This is a genomic window from Nocardia carnea (genome assembly GCF_029869215.1).
GTDB lineage: Bacteria > Actinomycetota > Actinomycetes > Mycobacteriales > Mycobacteriaceae > Nocardia > Nocardia carnea_B.
The window spans coordinates 1-16,805 of record NZ_JARWPM010000416.1; the positions used below are offsets into that span (position 1 = coordinate 1).

16 protein-coding genes are annotated in these 16,805 nt (G+C 67.8%); 8 read left to right on the forward strand and 8 right to left on the reverse strand.

Features of this window, described 5'->3' with window-relative positions; all coding sequences use genetic code 11:
• Nucleotides 1-143: 143 nt before the first annotated feature.
• Nucleotides 144-992, reverse strand: a complete 849-nt coding sequence (locus tag QH276_RS30340) for an alpha/beta fold hydrolase (protein WP_280406978.1) — start codon at nucleotides 990-992, stop codon at nucleotides 144-146.
• Between the two features lie 217 nt (nucleotides 993-1,209).
• Nucleotides 1,210-2,271: a transglycosylase SLT domain-containing protein gene (locus tag QH276_RS30345; RefSeq protein ID WP_280402391.1), complete on the reverse strand. Its 1,062-nt coding sequence runs from the start codon at nucleotides 2,269-2,271 to the stop codon at nucleotides 1,210-1,212.
• Nucleotides 2,272-2,432: 161 nt separating this feature from the next.
• On the opposite strand from QH276_RS30345, the gene QH276_RS30350 reads away from it, so the two are divergent.
• Genes QH276_RS30350 through QH276_RS30360 form a run of 3 tightly spaced genes read left to right on the forward strand, consistent with a single transcriptional unit; the run spans nucleotide 2,433 to nucleotide 4,194 of the window.
• Nucleotides 2,433-3,215, forward strand: a complete 783-nt coding sequence (locus QH276_RS30350; RefSeq protein ID WP_280402392.1) for an exodeoxyribonuclease III — start codon at nucleotides 2,433-2,435, stop codon at nucleotides 3,213-3,215.
• An 11-nt stretch (nucleotides 3,216-3,226) separates the two neighbouring features.
• Complete coding sequence (locus QH276_RS30355; protein ID WP_280402393.1) at nucleotides 3,227-3,709, forward strand: ribonuclease domain-containing protein; 483 nt, start codon at nucleotides 3,227-3,229, stop codon at nucleotides 3,707-3,709.
• Entirely contained in the window at nucleotides 3,709-4,194 is a 486-nt protein-coding gene (locus tag QH276_RS30360; RefSeq protein ID WP_280402394.1) for a barstar family protein, read from the forward strand. Before QH276_RS30355 ends, QH276_RS30360 begins: the two co-directional genes overlap by 1 nt.
• Before the next feature lie 18 nt (nucleotides 4,195-4,212).
• On the opposite strand, the gene QH276_RS30365 is transcribed toward QH276_RS30360, so the two are convergent.
• Complete coding sequence (locus QH276_RS30365; RefSeq protein ID WP_280402395.1) at nucleotides 4,213-4,857, reverse strand: TetR/AcrR family transcriptional regulator; 645 nt, start codon at nucleotides 4,855-4,857, stop codon at nucleotides 4,213-4,215.
• A 167-nt stretch (nucleotides 4,858-5,024) separates the two neighbouring features.
• On the opposite strand from QH276_RS30365, the gene QH276_RS30370 reads away from it, so the two are divergent.
• The 5 genes from QH276_RS30370 (at nucleotide 5,025) to QH276_RS30390 (ending at nucleotide 11,074) form a co-directional block, all read left to right on the forward strand.
• Nucleotides 5,025-5,975 carry an oxygenase MpaB family protein gene (locus QH276_RS30370; RefSeq protein ID WP_280402396.1) on the forward strand — a complete coding sequence of 317 codons (951 nt, stop codon included), beginning with the start codon at nucleotides 5,025-5,027 and terminating at the stop codon, nucleotides 5,973-5,975.
• Between the two features lie 304 nt (nucleotides 5,976-6,279).
• On the forward strand, nucleotides 6,280-7,314 hold the full coding sequence (gene trpS, locus QH276_RS30375; RefSeq protein ID WP_280402397.1) for a tryptophan--tRNA ligase: 1,035 nt from the start codon (nucleotides 6,280-6,282) through the stop codon (nucleotides 7,312-7,314).
• Nucleotides 7,315-7,355: 41 nt separating this feature from the next.
• Nucleotides 7,356-8,393, forward strand: coding sequence for an inner membrane protein YhjD (gene yhjD, locus QH276_RS30380; protein WP_280402398.1), 1,038 nt, complete (start codon nucleotides 7,356-7,358; stop codon nucleotides 8,391-8,393).
• A 160-nt stretch (nucleotides 8,394-8,553) separates the two neighbouring features.
• A complete protein-coding gene (locus QH276_RS30385) occupies nucleotides 8,554-9,816 on the forward strand; it encodes an MFS transporter (RefSeq protein WP_280402399.1) in 1,263 nt (420 codons plus the stop codon).
• On the forward strand, nucleotides 9,809-11,074 hold the full coding sequence (locus QH276_RS30390) for an ATP-grasp domain-containing protein (protein WP_280402400.1): 1,266 nt from the start codon (nucleotides 9,809-9,811) through the stop codon (nucleotides 11,072-11,074). The genes QH276_RS30385 and QH276_RS30390 overlap by 8 nt, the downstream gene beginning before the upstream one ends.
• Before the next feature lie 102 nt (nucleotides 11,075-11,176).
• Here QH276_RS30390 and QH276_RS30395 read toward each other — a convergent pair whose 3' ends face one another.
• From QH276_RS30395 to QH276_RS30415, 5 genes are all read right to left on the reverse strand, one after another.
• Entirely contained in the window at nucleotides 11,177-12,472 is a 1,296-nt protein-coding gene (locus QH276_RS30395) for a D-alanyl-D-alanine carboxypeptidase family protein (RefSeq protein ID WP_280402401.1), read from the reverse strand.
• A gap of 218 nt (nucleotides 12,473-12,690) precedes the next feature.
• Nucleotides 12,691-13,788, reverse strand: coding sequence for an adenosine deaminase (locus QH276_RS30400; RefSeq protein ID WP_280406979.1), 1,098 nt, complete (start codon nucleotides 13,786-13,788; stop codon nucleotides 12,691-12,693).
• Between the two features lie 228 nt (nucleotides 13,789-14,016).
• Nucleotides 14,017-15,324 (reverse strand): thymidine phosphorylase, encoded by a 1,308-nt coding sequence (locus QH276_RS30405; protein WP_280402403.1) that lies wholly within the window; start codon nucleotides 15,322-15,324, stop codon nucleotides 14,017-14,019.
• On the reverse strand, nucleotides 15,321-16,337 hold the full coding sequence (locus QH276_RS30410) for an LLM class flavin-dependent oxidoreductase (RefSeq protein WP_280402404.1): 1,017 nt from the start codon (nucleotides 16,335-16,337) through the stop codon (nucleotides 15,321-15,323). Before QH276_RS30410 ends, QH276_RS30405 begins: the two co-directional genes overlap by 4 nt.
• Nucleotides 16,338-16,404: 67 nt before the next feature.
• Nucleotides 16,405-16,800: a cytidine deaminase gene (locus tag QH276_RS30415; RefSeq protein ID WP_280402405.1), complete on the reverse strand. Its 396-nt coding sequence runs from the start codon at nucleotides 16,798-16,800 to the stop codon at nucleotides 16,405-16,407.
• Nucleotides 16,801-16,805: the final 5 nt, after the last annotated feature.

The window sequence follows — 16,805 nt, forward strand, 5'->3', positions numbered from 1 at the left end:
CCACCCCTGTGGGCCCCGGGTGGCCCGTAGATCGTCGGTGGCCGGGCCGAGCGCGCTCACTGTGGCGAGGAGATCTCCGGCAAGTACCTCCGGAAGGGGATTGCCCTCGGCTTCCGGCGCGGTGAGCAGTGCGTGGGCGCCGATTACTCAGCCCGGAGATGGGCGCGGCTGGCGTAGATGTGTTCGGCTATGAGGTTCGCGATTCGTTCGGGAGCCTCCAGCATGGGCACGTGGCCGGCCCGGTTCAGCATGATGCGGTCGGCGGATTCCGGTAGCTCGCGCAGGAACCGCCGGCCGTGCACCGGGGCGGGGAGAACGCGGTCGGTATCCGCCAGGATCACCCGGACCGGGGTGGTCAGATCGGACATATCCGCCAGCGCCGGTCCGCGCAGGGTGCCGATGGTCAGCGCGGGCAGCGCGGGGCAGTGCAGCGTGGCCAGGATCACGGCCGAGATATCCGCGCGGGAGACCGCCCGGGTGTTCCTGGTGAGCAGATGGGCCATCGCCCAGCGCGCGACCCGGTGATCGACCGGAGAACCGCCCAGCCGCCGGAGAATTTCGGTGATCGGGATCATCGGCGCGATCTTGGCGGCGGCGCGCAACTGCGTCACCGACGGGGTTTTCCAGCCACCGGCCGGTGCGATCGCGGTGAGCGTGCGGGCCCGGCCGCGGCGTGCCAGTTCGAATCCGACCCAGCCGCCCAGCGAATTACCGGCGATATGGCAGGTTCGCCACCCCATATCGTCCAATTGCTCCTCGACCCGGTCGGCCAGGGTGGCGGCGGAGTAATGGCCGTCCGGGAACTCCGGCCCGCCCCAGTGCCCGCCGAGTGCCGGCGCGAAAACCTCACACCGGGCGGCCAGCAGGGTGGCGGTCTCTTCCCAGCAGTGCGGTGAGAGCAGGACACCGTGCAGGAGGAGCAGCGGTTCGCCGGAGCCCAGATGCAGGGCGGTGACCGGCCCGGGTGCTGTGGCTGCGGAGGTGCCTGACATCGATGTCGTCACCCCTTCCTGGCAAGTAGCGGTGACGCACTATTCTACGGGCGATCCGTCGTGAGCGGAGTTACGGTCGGCGGGATTGTTCGCTCTGCCGTAACCAAGAAGCGATGGCCTGGCTGTCACCGCTCATTCACCGTGCCCGCACGAGTACGGATCGAGCTGAGCTGCCGCACGGTCGGCCGGGGCCCGCCCTCGGCGCCGGTGGTTCCGGTCAGTAGCCAACGTAGGCTTCGCTCCTGCGCATAGCCTTGATACCGGGCACCCCTTCCAGTGATCCGTAGCGACTGATTGCGTACCGGGTGCCTGCGATGATGTTATCGACCGGATTCCAGATGTCCTTGTGGCCAGGTAGCGAGTGTGCATCGAAAGTCGGGTCGATGGTCTGCATGAGCCCTTTGGACGGCGTCCCCTTGTCCCAGTTGCTATCCCAGTCGTTTAATGCGTTGGGGTTACCGCTGGACTCCTTCATGATTATGGTGTAGATGATGTCGGCGTCCGATTCGTCGACCGGAACACCGTTCTGCTGGAGGATTCGGATCGCTTCGTTGATCCATTTCTCCAGGTCGCCCTCAGGCTTCCTCAATGGTGGCCCAGAGGAAGTGGCGGTTACCTCGTCGGAGCTGTCGCTCATCAGCGAAGAGCTCGGCGATCCGTCGCCGCTTGTGAACGTCGGGATTCGCGGTGTGGTGTAGCCGGACCGTGGGGGCGCAGGAGGTTCGCCGCCGGGGATGTTGAGCGCCGCGGCCGCCGCCCGGTCCGAAACACCGCTGACCGTTTTGTATGTCTTGTCCAAGGTCTCCCATAACCCTGTGAAAAGACCGGCGACGACGGCGTCCGGCAGTCTGTACTTGGGGTTTCCTTGTGAATCGAGCACCTGATTACCGGTGGCATCGGTCACCGGGATTTTCGAACCGTCGGCATCGTCGATTTGGTCGTTGAGACTTTTCACCGATGCGTCGATGGTATCGCAGGCTTCGGTCACCACTCCGCCGATCGCGCCGGCGGTCACGGGAATGCCCTCGTCCTCCGCTGTGTAGACCGATTGGACCGCAGATACTTCGTCTTTGTGTTCGCTGTAACGATCGAGCATCACCGACTGGTTGTCGGGTTTCTGTATCCCCTCTTTGCGCAGCAGTTCGCCCATGTTAGGAGCCTCCGAGGGTTTGCCGTTCCCCAGGGTTTCGCACTGCTTCTGAAGAACTCCTTCGCCCACGGCGAACAGGCTTTTCAGTCCATCGGGTGCGCAGTGTGGAAGGTCGTGCAAATCGCCCATCTGCCTGGTGTTCTTAGGGCTCATGGGCACTTCGCTTCCGGCCGGAGAAACAAGGGTGACACATGTGATTATCGGATGTCCCCTGGGGTGGGAACGGCGAACGAGCTGCGCGCTCGGGCCGGGGCGGGTGGGGTGCGGCAACAGGCTTGTACTGTCGGCCTGTGCCTTACATCCTCTCCACCGTCAATGTCAACGGCGTCCGGGCCGCTGCCGGCAAGGGCCTGCTGGGCTGGTTGAGCCGGACCGAGGCCGATATCGTCTGCCTGCAGGAAACGCGCGCCGACGATACCCAGATCGCGGCCGCGCTCGCGCCGGCGCTGGCCGAGGGCTGGCAGCTCGCACACGCCGAACCCGGCGCGAAAGGCCGTGCGGGGGTGGGGGTGCTGTCGCGGCGGCCGATGCGGTCGGTGCGGGTCGGGATCGAACCGGACAGTGAATTCGTTTCCACCGGACGGTATATCGAAGTCGAATTCGACGATGTGACCGTGGCCAGCGTCTACGTGCACACCGGTGAGGCCGGAACTCCCCGGCAGGACGAGAAGTACCGGTTCCTCGACGAGCTGGCCGCGCGGATGTCCACCCGCACCGGCGCATTCGTCATCGCCGGTGACTGGAATATCGCGCATACCGAGCGGGACCTGAAGAACTGGAAAGGCAACCTGAAGAAGTCGGGCTTCCTGCCCGCCGAACGGGCCTGGCTGGACCGGCAACTCGCCGCCGGCTACGTGGATGTGGTGCGAAAACTTCATCCGGAGGGTGATGGCCCGTTCAGCTGGTGGTCGTATCGTGGGCGCGCGTTCGACAACGACACCGGGTGGCGTATCGATTACCACCTGGCGACGCCGGAGGCGGCCGAGCGGGCGAAACAGGCCGTGGTCGAACGTGCCGCGACCTACGCCGAGCGCTGGTCCGATCATGCTCCGGTGACCGTCCAGTATCGATAAAGGGGAGTACTGTGCGCGCGAAAATCCTGAAGATCCTGTCGGCCGCCGGCGCGGCCGCGGTGGCGATCGTGGTCGCCTTCCTGAGCGCTCAGGGCGGTGGTGACGAGGGGTCGCCGGCGGCGTCGTTGTCCAGAGCGGCGGCTTCCTCGACAGCGAGTGACCCGGCCGCGCCGGGTGGGGCCACCGACTCGCCGGTGGCTTCCCAGGTGTCGGGTGTTCCGGAGCGGGCCTACACCACGCTCGCCGAGATCGACGCGGGCCGCTGGCCGGATTCGGCGAACGCACCCGGAACGAAGGGCGGGGAGACCTTCCGCAATCGCGAGGGCCGGCTCCCGGCGACCGACGCGTCCGGCACGAAGATCACCTACCGGGAATGGGACGTGAACCCGAAGAAACCGGGGCAGTCCCGCGACGCCGAACGCATCGTCACCGGTAGCGACGGTTCGGCCTGGTACACCGGCGACCACTACGACACCTTCACAAGGATGCGCTGATGCCCGAACCCCTCGCGCTCGCGGATTTCCTGAACGTCACCTACGACGCCGAACTCCGCCCGTCCGGTGATCAATTCACCGCGCTGGGCGCGCTCGACGTGGATACCGCCGAGTTCAGCCGGGTCCGCTACGCGGCGCCCGAGGGGTTCGCGGTGCGCGAGCTGCGCGGCAGCCGGATGCGCACCGTGCCCGCGCTGTACGACGAATTCGCCGCGGCCCTGCAGTTCCCGTACTACTTCCGGCCGAACAAGGATTCGTTCGACGAATGCCTGCTCGGTCTGGACGACACACTCGGCGAGGCGAGCGGTTACGTTCTGGCGATCCGCGAGGCGAGCGAATTGCTCGCGGACGCACCACACGAACGTGAATGGTTCGCCACGGTGGTCGAGGACTGTGCCGATTTCTGGCCGTCGCGCGACGTGGTCTTCCGGGTGATCCTCCAGGGTGAACCGGTGGGTGTGCCGGTGGTTCCGCTGCGCTTCTGAGCGGCGCGCTCCCGTCGGTCAGCCGGCCGGCCTGTCGCGGCGGGCGACGTCCTCGCCGAGGAGGACGAAGACGTCGGTGGTGTACTCGATCAGGGCGTCCCGGGTGATCGGGAGGTCGCCGCGGACCCAGCTGGTGAGGGTTTGGACCAGGCCGCCGACGAGGTAGGTGGCGCGGAAGTCGATGACGGGGTCGGGGGCCGGGGTGGTGACACCGTAGTACTCGATCCCTTCACTGGCCACCAGGCGGGCGAAGACGCGGATCGTTTCGGTGGTGCGGGCGCGCAATTGTGGAGTGGCCATGGCGGCGACCATGGTGACCTCCGTTTTGCGGGGGTCGTCGGTGAGCAGGTGGATACCGGCGGTGATCGCGGCGTGCGCTTTGGCGCGGGAGTCGCCGGTCGCCGTGTGCGCGGCCGTGGTGATCGCCAGGACGAGTTCTTCGGCGATGCCGTCCACCAGTGCGGTCAGCACATCGTCGCGGCTGCCGAAGCTCTCGTAGTAATAGCGCTCGTTCAGCCCCGCCTGCGTGCACATTCCCGACACGGTGAGCTTGTCCAGCCCCTGGGTGCCGATGATCTCCAACGCCGCATCGAGGAGTGCCGCCCGCCGCTGGGCCCGCCGTTCCTCCGCGGACAAACCGCCGTACGTGCGTTGCGCTGCCATCCCTAAATGATGGCGGGTCGGCAACTCCCGGGTGTGGGCGGGGAACCCGGTGGAGTCGTTGCCGAGTATTTGGTGGTAGGTCTTGCCAGAAGTTTGGAACTGGTGGATGCTGTTTCCAGATGCGCGGGTGCGCAGTGCTCAGCGGTGAGCGGGACCGGGAGGCTGAGATGGCTACGGGGTACTTTGCCGATGATTCGATGATCCGGCGGGTGATGCGCAAGCGGGCGGTCGGGCTCACGTACGGGCTGCGGGCGCTGGTGATCGGGGCGGTCAATCCACTGCTGTATGTCGGCACCGCGGAGTCCACCGAGCACCGGGATACGCCGTATACGCGGCTGGCGCTCACCGGGAAATTGTTCGAGGCCGTGTTCTTCGGCAGCACAGCGGAAGCGGATCGGGCGCTCGAGTTCACCGGGAAGAAGCACAAGAAGGTGGTCGGGGTGCTGCCGGAGGATGCGGGGGAGAAACACCCCGCCGGGTCGCCGTACTCCGCCTACGACCCGCACCTGAGTTTCATGACCATGGCCTTCACGTTCGATTCGGCGGAGGTCATGTACGACCTGCTGGTCCGGCGGCTCACCGACGGCGAGCGCGAGGGCCTGTACCAGGATTACCTGCGCTGGGGCGAATTGTTCGGGATGCCGCGGGCGGCCGCGCCGCCGGACTATCCGGCGTTCCGGGAGTACTTCGACGGCTACCTCGCCTCCGACGAGCTGTTCCTGACCGATGAGGCACGCCAGGTCGGCAACTACCTGTGCGGGCATGTGGTGCCCTATCCGCAGCCGGTGCCGGCGCGGCAGGTGAGTTCGGCGTACTACTTGCTGGTGCAGGGCAGTCTGCCGCCACGGATCCGGCGGATGTACGGGATCGAGTGGAAACGCGCCGACGAACTCGCCTTCCGCGGGCTGGCACAGTCGGTGCGCAATGCGCACAGCGTGCCGTCGTGGCTGGTGCCGCGGCCGGTGAAAACCGCGCTCAACGGCCCGAGCGCGCCCGTGTACCGGCTGATCACCGAACAGGAGCAACAGCTGGCCCGGGCCGGCAAGCGCAGTATGCCCGCCGTCGACCCACGCCCCTGGCGTGAGCGAGCCAGGCCCGGAGGCGGTAGCGCAGCGTGACCACGTAGGGCCCTCGCTCACGCCACATGGACACAGCGTGAGCGAGTCAGGCCCGGAGGCGGTAGCGCAGCGTGACCACGTAGGGCCCTCGCTCACGCCGCATGGACACAGCGTGAGCGAGTCAGGCCCGGAGGCGGTAGCGCGGCGTGACCACGTAGGGCCCTCGCTCACGCCACATGGACACAGCGTGAGCGGGTCAGGCCCGGAGGCGGTAGCGCGGCGTCACCACGCGGCCCCGGCTCGGACCGGATGCATAGCGCGGGCGGAGCGAAAATCCGCTTGGACCACATGCGAAGATCGGGGCATGTCCAGTCCTGCCCAGACCCCGGCCGCCGGGGAGCGTAAACAGCGGGTGCTGTCCGGTATCCAGCCGACGAGTGCCTCGTTCCATCTCGGGAACTATCTCGGTGCCCTGCAGTACTGGGTCACGCTGCAGGACGATTACGACGCGCTGTACTTCATCCCGGATATGCATGCCATCACCGTGGCGCAGGAGCCGAAGGAACTGCGTAAACGCACGCGCGTCGCGGCGGCGCAGCTGCTCGCGCTCGGGATCGACCCGGCCCGCTCCACGCTGTTCGTGCAGTCGCAGGTGCCCGAGCACGCGGAGCTGGCGTGGGTGCTGAGCTGTATCACCGGGTTCGGCGAGGCGAGCCGGATGACCCAGTTCAAGGACAAATCGGTCAAGCAGGGGGCGGACAACACCACCGTCGGGTTGTTCACCTACCCGGTGCTGATGGCCGCCGATATCCTGCTGTACCGGCCGCATCAGGTGCCGGTGGGGGAGGATCAGCGCCAGCATCTCGAGCTCACCCGCAACCTCGCGCAGCGGTTCAACACCCGGTTCAAGAAGACGTTCGTGGTGCCGGAGGCGCATATCGTCAAGGGCACCGCGAAGATCTACGACCTGCAGGATCCCACCGCCAAGATGAGTAAATCGGCGAGTTCGGACGCGGGGCTGATCAACCTGCTCGACGATCCGAAGGTGAGTGCGAAGAAGGTACGTTCCGCGGTGACCGATACCGAACGCGAGATCCGCTACGACGTGGAGCGCAAGCCGGGTGTCAGCAATCTGCTGGTGATCTTGTCGGCGCTCACCGAAACCCCCATCGTGACCCTGGAGAAGGACTACGCCGGCCGCGGCTACGGTGATCTGAAAGCCGATGTCGCCGACGCACTGACCGGATTTGTCACGCCGTTGCGTGCGAAAGTGGAAGAGTACATGGCGGATCAGGGCGAACTCGATCGCATTCTCGCCGCAGGAGCCGAGCGTGCGCGCGAGATCGCCGGCAACACTCTCGCACAGGTCTACGACCGGGTCGGGTTCCTGGCTCGTTGACGGTCGCGGCCGGTGCGCGTTGGCGATGAGGGGCGCAGACAGTGCAGGTGATCGACAACGGTAAAGCCGCCGTCCAGCGGATGATCGGGCAGCGGCCCTGGCTGGACCATATGGTTCGTGCCGCCGGCAGATATCAGGACCAGCGCGGTGACTACTACGCCGCGGGCATCACGTACTTCACCGTGCTGTCCCTTTTCCCGTTGCTGATGATCGCGTTCGCCATCGCCGGTTTCGTACTGGCGGGCAACGAGGATCTGCTGCGGGAGCTGCAGGGCAAGGTGGTCGAGAACATCCCCGGTGAGATGGGCACCCAGCTCAACGATCTGATCGATCAGGCCGTGGGCTCCCGCGGTGCGGTCGGCGTCCTCGGCCTGCTCACCGGCCTGTACTCCGGGCTCGGCTGGATGGCGAACCTGCGCAAGGCGCTCACCGAGCAGTGGGAACAGAAATCGGACGAGGACAACTGGTTCCGCACCAAACTCTCCGATCTGCTGGCGTTGCTGGGGCTCTTCCTGGCCCTGGCGGTATCCCTGGGGTTGTCCATCCTGGCGTCGAGCCGGCTCGGTGTGCAGGTGCTCGAATTGCTCGGGCTCGAGGAGATGCCGGGGTCGCGGTGGCTGCTGTGGCTGCTGTCGACGATGCTCGCGCTGGTCGCTTCCTGGGCTTTGTTCGCGTGGATCATCGCCCGGCTGCCCCGGGAGCCGGTGACCCTGCGCAGCGCCGCGAAGGCGGCGGTGCTGGCGGCGCTCGCGTTCGAGGTGTTCAAGAATATCGCCGGTATCTATTTGCGGTCGGTGCTGAGCAGTCCGGCCGGCGCGGCGTTCGGGTCGGTGATCGGCCTCATGGTGTTCGGCTATGTGGTGTACCGGATCATCCTGTTCGCCACCGCGTGGGCGGCGACGGCGCGGGAGAACGAGCAACTGGTCTCGGTGCCGGTACCGGAACCCGCGGTGATCCGGCCCCGAGTGCAGACGGCCGCGCGGCCGGGAATCGGCGGGGCCGCGGCCTTGTTCGGTGCGGGTGCGCTCACCGGTCTGTGGGCCACGCGGTGGCGGCGGGGCCGGCGCGGTATGCGGTAACCGGCGCGACTGTCGCGCAGATCTCACGGCCGGCACCAAGATTTAACTTTGATCCTATGTATTTGCTTGCCGTGCAGGTCATACGGTGTGTTCCGGCAGCGCGCTGCCCGGCAACGGCCGGGTAGTAGGTGTGTAGATCGCTGCCGAACAGGAGGACTCGGTGGCTTCCGGCCTATCGGACAGACTGCCCGCCCGCAGTATCGGTAGACGGAAGACCACAGCGTTCCCGCCCGAGGTGTGGATCGTTTCGATCACCACCTTTCTCAGCCGCTCGGTGGGGTTTCTCGCGCTGTTCTCCACGGTGTTCTACACATCCCTGGGGATCAGTGCCGCCGCGCTTTCCCTGGCGTTGTTCGCCGCGGGGTTCGCCGGGGTACTTGGCTCGCTCGCGGGCGGGTGGGCGGCGGCTCGGTTCGGGCCGACGGATGTGCTGATCGCCGGATCGCTGCTGAATGTTCCGTTGCTGTTGTTGCTCGGTCAGCTCACGACCTACCCGGTGTTCGCCATTGTGGTGGCCTCGGTGAGTGTGGCGGTTACCCAGTCTTTTTCCGGTCCGTCGTCGGCGCTGATCACCGGGTCGAGTTATGAGGGCAATACGGTGACGGTGGTCGCGTTCCACCGGATATTCCTCAGTAGTGGTGTCACGGTCGCGCCGATCGCGGTCGCGGCGGTGGGGCAGGACCATTTCCCGTTGCTGTTCACCCTGTCCGCGCTCGGCTCGCTGGGGACCGCGGCCGTCCTGCTGTGCGAACGGCGCCGGTTGCGAACCTCGGAGCATCGTGCCGTAACCGGGGAACGCCGCGACACCGAGCGGGACTCCGAATTCCCGGCGATCGCGGACGGTGAACCCGACCTCTCCCGTATCGCGCGACTCTGGACGATCGTCGTCGTATTCGGCACCGGTATGGCCGTATACGTCCAGAGCACCAGCGGAATCCCGTTGGCCGTCGGGGAAACCGCCGACGGCGCGCAGCTCTACAGTGTGCTGCTCATCGTGAATTCTGTTTTCATCATTCTTTTCGAATTACCACTGAGCACGGTGCTGGCCAAGGTCAGGTGGAACTATGCGCTCGGGCTGGGAATTTTCGTCACCGGCATCGGGCTCGCCGTGTGCGGGGCGGGAACGAGCTGGTCTGTCTGTATTTTCGGATTCGTCGTGTTCTCGCTGGGCGAGGCGATCTTCATACCGCAGGCGAGCGCGGCGATAGCCGATATTGCTACCCATACCGAGAACCCGCGGTTCCAGGGCTATCTGTCGGCCGCGCAGGCGATCGGTTTCGCCGTCGGGCCGGGCATAGGTGCCTTCGCAATCCTCCACGACAGCGCCCTGTACTGGACGCTGGTCATCCAGATCTCGTTCGCCGCCGGGTCTATAGCGGTAGTAGCAGGAATGCACAAGGATAGGAGTCCGGTTCGTGTCTGATTCGGTCTTGGTGGTGGACCCGGTGAGTTCGGGAAAGCTGTACGCGCCCGTACTCGGTGAATACGGGGTCGAGGCGATCCTGCTGGACACCGACCATGCCCTGGTGTCGGGATTCCGCAACGGTCCCACACCGGGAGCGGTGAGTTTCGAGGCCGATCTGGGGGCCTCCTACGAGCGGCTGCTGCGAATGTGTGCGGACCGCTCGGTGAAGTATGTGGTCGCCGGATCCGAGCCCGGTGTCGAACTCTGCGAGCGTCTGCGCGCCGATCTCCCGGATTGTCCCGGCAACGAGACGGCCGCGCCGAGGCGGAGATGGGACAAGCAGTACATGTTCGAGGCGCTGGCCGCGGCCGGTGTGCCCACCCTGACGACGCGGTCCGTGGCCGCCGGCAGCGGCGCGATCCCATCGGCCGCGGTGGCGGAGCTGCGCGCCGGACGGAACCTGGTGGTCAAACCGGCGCGAGGTGCCGCCTCCGTGGGCGTCCGGATGGTGGCGGATCCGGCGCAGCTCGCCGACGCCGTCGCCGCGATCACCCGTAATGCCGGGCTCTTCGGCGGCCGGTCGGCGGCTCTGATCCAGGAGATGTATCCGGCCCCGCGGGTGGAATACGCGGTCGACACCTTCTCCCGGCAGGGCGAACACGAACTGGTCTGCGTCAGCGTGTACGACAAGCGGATCTCGGGCACCGGCGACTTCGTCTACGAGCGGGGCCGCTGGCTGCACCACGACGACCCGACGGTGGGTGAACTGACGGACTACGCGCGCCGGGTACTGGACGCGCTGGGTATGCGGACCGGGCCCGCGCATATGGAAATCATGTCCGGGCCGCTGGGCCCGCGGCTGATCGATTTCGGGGCGCGTGCGCACGGCATCGGCCATCCGCAACAGACCTATGTGCTCACCGGGAGCTCGCAGGTCCACCGCGAATGCGCCTACATCGCCGAGATACTGGGTGTACGCACGCCGATCACCGAGCGGGCCCCCGGCTACACCCTGACCCGGCACGGTGCGCTGGTGCTTTTCAGCATCGACCGTGCATCGCGGTATGTGGGTGGTGCGGAAGGCGTGCTGGTGGAACTGCCCGGGGTGCTGGAGGTCCGGATGGCCGCGCAGCCGGGCACGGTGTACCCGGCCACGCGCTCGATGATGGATTCGACGGCACTGGGGGTCGCGTTCGTCGTTGCCGACAGCGCCGAGGAACTGGATATCCGGTGCGCCGAAGTGCACAAACGGGTCGGCGACTTCTTCGCCGGATAACCAGAGCGGCCGCGGGCAGGTTTCGCGCTGCGCGCCGCCCGCGGCCGGTCGTCACGGCCTGTGCATATCGTGCTCGGAGAACGCTCCGGGTACGGCCGGACCTCAGCGCCGCCGGGTGCGCACGTGCCAGGTGCCGACCAGCAGGATCGGGACCAGGATCAAGCCGGCGACCATGAGGAACATCCAGAGTTCCTCGTAGGCGTTCCCGGAGGCGGGCTGCGCCGAATACGCGACGTCACCGTCACCGGGCGGTGCCGCCAGTGCCGGTGCGCCGGAATCGGTCTCGGCTTCGTCGCCCGGGATATCGCCGACCTTCGCGGCCGGTCCGAGGGCGAAACCGTAGTCGAGCAGGCGGGCGGCCTGCTCCCACGGCCGGATCGGCAGCACATCGGCCTGTAGCAGGGTGACGACCAGCCGCCGCCCATCACGTTCGGCCGCCGCGACGAAAGTCTGCCGGGCGTCGTCGGTGAATCCGGTTTTGCCGCCGAGCGCCCCCGGATAGTTGTAGAGCAGGCCGTTGTCGTTCGCGATCGGGAAACCCGGATGATCCTGATCGCCGGGGATCCGCGGATCCGGCGGGTAGCCGGGGAAATCGAGTTGTTCGGTGCCGATCATCTGCGCGAACAGCGGGATCGACATGGCCTCGCGGAACAGCAGCGACAGATCGTAGGCCGAGGTGCTCATTCCGGGTCCGTCCAGACCGGACGGTGTCGCGGCGCGCGTGTCATAGGCGTGTAGTGCCTGCGCGAGATCGTTCATCTTCGCGACCGCGGCCTCGTCGCCGCCGAGCTGCGCGGCGATCGCATGCGCGGCGTCGTTGCCCGACGCCATCACCAGGCCGTGCAGCAGCTGCCGATTGGTATACCGGCCGCCCGGCCCGATCCCGACCCGGGTGCCCTCCACATCGGCGTCGGCCTGAGTGCCGACCACGACCTTGTCCAGATCGAGGGTGCGCAACGCGACGGTGGCCAGCAGCACCTTGATGGTGCTGGCCGGGCGATACCGGCCGTGCGGATCCTTCGCGGCCAGTACCGCGCCGGTATCCAGATCGGAGACCATCCACGCGGTCGCGGAAATATCCGGCGGTACCGCGGGCGCGCCCGTCGGCAGGACCACACCGCATTCGCCGAGGCGCTTACCCCCGATCGGCGGATCCGGGACGGGCAGCGGAGCGGGCGCCTGCTCCCCGGGCTCGGGAACCTCGGAGGAGTCGATGGCCGGTGGCGGCTGGGTCTTCTGCGGGCAGGTATCGGTCACCGGCGTCGCGAACGGAGTGGGCGGCGGCGGAGGCTGCGCGATCGCGGTCCCGCCGGTGATCATCGGACCGGCCGCGAGAACCGCGGCGGTGAGCACCGAGCCGAAACGGCGGGCGGTGCGCTGGAGCTCGGTGGTGTACATCGGGAATGAGCCTAGAAGTTCCCGGCCGCCGATGCGCGCGCCGCCGGGCCCGCGAACCACCGCCCGCACCGGTGACGGCGGGTATGCGCAGGTCAACCGTTCGGAGTGTCGCACTTCCCCCGACCTCACCGAACGCCGGAAGCGTCGAGATCACCCAGAACCCCGAGCGCCCCGGCAACCGAACCCCGCGGCGCCGCAGGCGCCGCAAAAAAACACAGCTAGCCCAGCAACACCGCGTAGCCCGGTTTGATGATGTCGTCGATGATGCGAAGTCGCTCGGGGAACGGGATGAACGCCGATTTCATCGCGTTGATGGTGAACCGTTCCAGATCACTCCAGCCGTAGCCGAAGGTCTGATGCAGTTTCAGCATCTCCCGGCTCATGGTGGTATCGCTCATCAGCCGGTTGTCGGTGTTCACCGTGACCCGGAAACGCAGCCGGGCGAGCAGGTCGAACGGGTGTTTGTCCAGCGAGGGCACCGCCCCCGTCTGAACATTCGACGAGGGGCACAGTTCCAGCGGCACCCGGGTGTCGCGTACGTATTGGGCGAGCCGGCCCAGCCGGGCGTCCTCGATCGCGCCGGGCACTTCGATATCGTCGACGATCCGCACGCCGTGGCCGAGCCGGTCGCAACCGCAGAACGCCAGTGCCTCGTGGATCGACGGCAAGCCGAACGCCTCGCCGGCGTGGATGGTGAAGTGGGCGTTGTTCACCCGCATGTACTCGAACGCGTCCAGGTGCCGGGTGGGCGGGTATCCGGCCTCCGCGCCCGCGATATCGAAACCGCATACGCCGCGATCCCGGAACCGTACGGCCAGCTCCGCGATCTCCCGGGAGCGCGCGGCATGCCGCATGGCGGTGAGCAGGCAGCGCACCACGATCGGCTGTCCGGCGGCCGCGGCCGCCGCCTCACCGGCGGCGAATCCGGCGAGGACGTGTTCGACCACTTCGTCGAGGGTGAGATCGCGTTCGAGGTGTTGTTCGGGAGCGAACCGCACCTCGGCGTAGACCACACCGTCGGCCGCCAGATCCTCGGCGCATTCCCGGGCCACCCGGTGCAACCCTTCCGGGGTCTGCATCACCGCGACAGTATGGGTGAAGGTTTCCAGGTAGCGTTCCAGCGAGCCGCTGTCGGCGGCATTGCGGAACCAGTGCGCCAGCGATTCGGCGTCGTCGGCGGGAAGCTGGTCGTAACCGCAGTCGCGGGCCAGTTCGAGGACCGTCGCGGGTCGCAGACCGCCGTCGAGGTGATCGTGCAGCAGCGCCTTGGGCGCGCGGCGCAGGGAAGCGAGATCCAGCGGCATGGGTCCGGTCATGTCTCGACGGTATCGCCGAATCCCCGGCCGGGCAGCCGTACGCTCCGAAAGGTCTCGCCTCTTCGGCTCCCGCTCACCTCGAGTTCCCGCCGTGGTCAACCGTGGGACGTGCGCGGGACAGGTGCCGTCGCCGAGGCGCGGCGCCCGGCCGGCCCGCGAACAGTACGGCGCGGTCGCGCCGGGTCTCGCCGGTGCCGGGTGTCCGGCAGGCGGGAGGCGCGGAGCCGTTCACGGCCGGGCTCGGCCGACCCGGTCGAGGATCACAGTGCCGCGGGGGTTCTCGCCGCGTGCGGACCGGGGGCTGATCGTCACGGCGTCCGACAGTGCCTCCCGGGCGCCGGGCAGTGCGTTCGGGGTCTCGGTGTGCAGAGTGAGCAATGGTTGACCGGCGGTCACCAGGTCACCGACAGTCGCGTGCAGGCGCACCCCGGCGGTGGCCTGGACCGGGTCGCCCTGCCGGGCCCGGCCGGCTCCCAATCGCCAGGCGGCGATGCCGACAGCGCGGGCGTCGAGGCGGGTCAGCGTGCCGGAGGCCGGCGCCGGGAGGGTCTCGGTGTGCGTGGCGGTGGGCAGCGGGGCGTCCGGATCGCCGCCCTGGGCGCGGATCATGGTGCGCCAGTGGTCCATCGCGCGGCCGTCGGCGAGGACCCGCGCCGGATCGACGTCCAGCCCGGCCAGTGCGACCATCTCCCGGGCCAGCGCCAGGGTCAGTTCCACCACATCGGCCGGGCCGCCACCCGCCAGGACCTCGATCGCTTCGGCGACTTCGAGCGCATTGCCCGCGGTGCGTCCCAGCGGGGTGTCCATCGCCGTCAGCAGCGCGACCGTGCGAACCCCGGCGTCGGCACCCAGTTCGACCATGGTGGTGGCAAGGGCGTGTGCCTCGTCGCGGGTCGGCATGAAAGCGCCCGAACCGACCTTCACATCGAGAACCAGGGCGGCGGTGCCCTCGGCGATCTTCTTGCTCATGATCGAACTCGCGATCAGCGGAATCGACTCGACCGTACCGGTGGTGTCGCGCAGCGCGTAGAGGCGTTTGTCCGCGGGTGCGAGATCGGCGCCGGCGGCGCAGACCACGGCGCCCGCGGCCGGGTCGGTGAGGATCTCGCGCATCCGGTCCGGCGCGATATCGGCACGCCAGCCGGGGATGGATTCCAGTTTGTCCAGCGTCCCGCCGGTGTAGCCGAGCCCGCGGCCGGAGAGCTGGGGTACGGCCGCGCCGCAGGCCGCCACCAGCGGTGCCAGCGGCAGGGTGATCTTGTCCCCGACGCCGCCGGTCGAGTGCTTGTCCACGGTGGGCCGGGGCAGATCCGTGAAATCCAGCCGCTGTCCCGAGTCGATCATCGCGCGCGTCCAGCGGGCGGTTTCGCGACGGTTCATCCCGCGCAGCACGATCGCCATCGCCAGCGCCGACATCTGCTCATCGGCCATCTCGCCGTGAGTGAAAGCGTCTATGGCCCAATCTATTTGCTCGTCGGAGAGTTCGCCGCCGTCACGTTTCGCCCGGATGATCGATATCGCGTCGTGTGCCGTCACGCCCCCAGTCTCGCAGCGCCGAGGGCGCGCAGGGTTTCGAGGCGGTGGTCCACGGTCGGGCCGGTGGGGGCGACGATGATCTCGTCCGCGCCGGTTTCCTTCACCAGCGTGTCGAGCCGGTCCAGAACTTGCTCACGGGTGCCCACTGCCTGATCGGCGTTGCGGTCGTCGACGAACGCGTTCTCGGCGTCCGACCACGGGTGCGCCTCGGCCTCCTCCAGCGTCGGGATGCGCTGCGGCAACTGGCCGGTGCGCATCCGCAGCTGGACCAGGCTCTGCGGCAGGGTGCGGCGGCGGGCTTCGGCTTCGGTATCGGCGACCACCGTCGCGACCGCCAGCATGGACCGCGGTGCGCTCAGCACCTCCGAAGGCCGGAACTCGCGCCGGTACAGCTCGAACACCAGGGGAGTGGTGCGCCCGCCCGCGAAATGGTGGGCGAAGGCGAACGGCAGACCCATCATGGCGGCGAGCCGGGCACTGAAATCGCTGGAGCCGAGCAGCCACATCTCCGGGGCATCGCCTTCGCCCGGAATCGCCCGGATCCGATCGCCCTGCCCGCCCCGTAGCGGCGGGATCGTGCCGAAGTAGGCGAGCAGCTCCACCACTTGCTTCGGGAAGTCCTCCACCGCTTCGGCGGCGGCGCCCCGGCGGATGGTCGCCGAGATCAGCGGGTCGGTACCGGCGGCGCGGCCCAGGCCCAGATCGATCCGGTCCCCGTACAGCGCCACCAGGGTGCCGAACTGTTCGGCCACCACGAGCGCCGCGTGATTGGGCAGCATCACCCCACCGGACCCCACCCGGATACGCTCGGTCGCCGCGGCCACGGCGGCGATCAGGACCGGCGGGGCGGAGCTGGCGATACCGGGCATGCCGTGGTGCTCGGCCACCCAGAACCGGCGGAACCCGAGCCGTTCGGCTTCGCGTGCGACGGTCAAGGTATCGGCCAGCGCCTGCCGATGTGACCCGTCGGCGGCGACGGCGGCGAGGTCGAGGACGGAGAGCGGAACGGTCATACCGGGACCAACTCGTGGAGTGACGCCGAGATTCCAGCCCGCCGGATTCCGCCCCGTACGGGTGGGGTCAGGTGCGGCCGGCCGCGAGATCGTCCGGTCCGAAGGCATCGCGCAGCAGTTCACCGAGCGGTAGCGGTCCCGCGGGATGATCGACCAGCAGGTCCTTTCCGCCGAACTCGTACAGCACCTGCCGGCAGCGCCCGCAGGGCAGCAGGATCGCTCCCCGCGAATCGCAGACCGATACCGCGATCAGCCGGGCGTCCGAGCGGAGCCGTTGATTACCGGCGAGGACACATTCCGCGCACAGGCCCAGCCCGTAGGAGGCGTTCTCCAGATTGCAGCCGGTCGAGATCGCGTCCCCGTCCCAGCCCGCGGCGCCCACCGGGAACCGCGAGTAGGGCGCATAGGCCTTTTCCATCGCCGCGAAGGCCGCGGCCCGCAGCGCTGTCCAGTCGATTTCCATCTGTG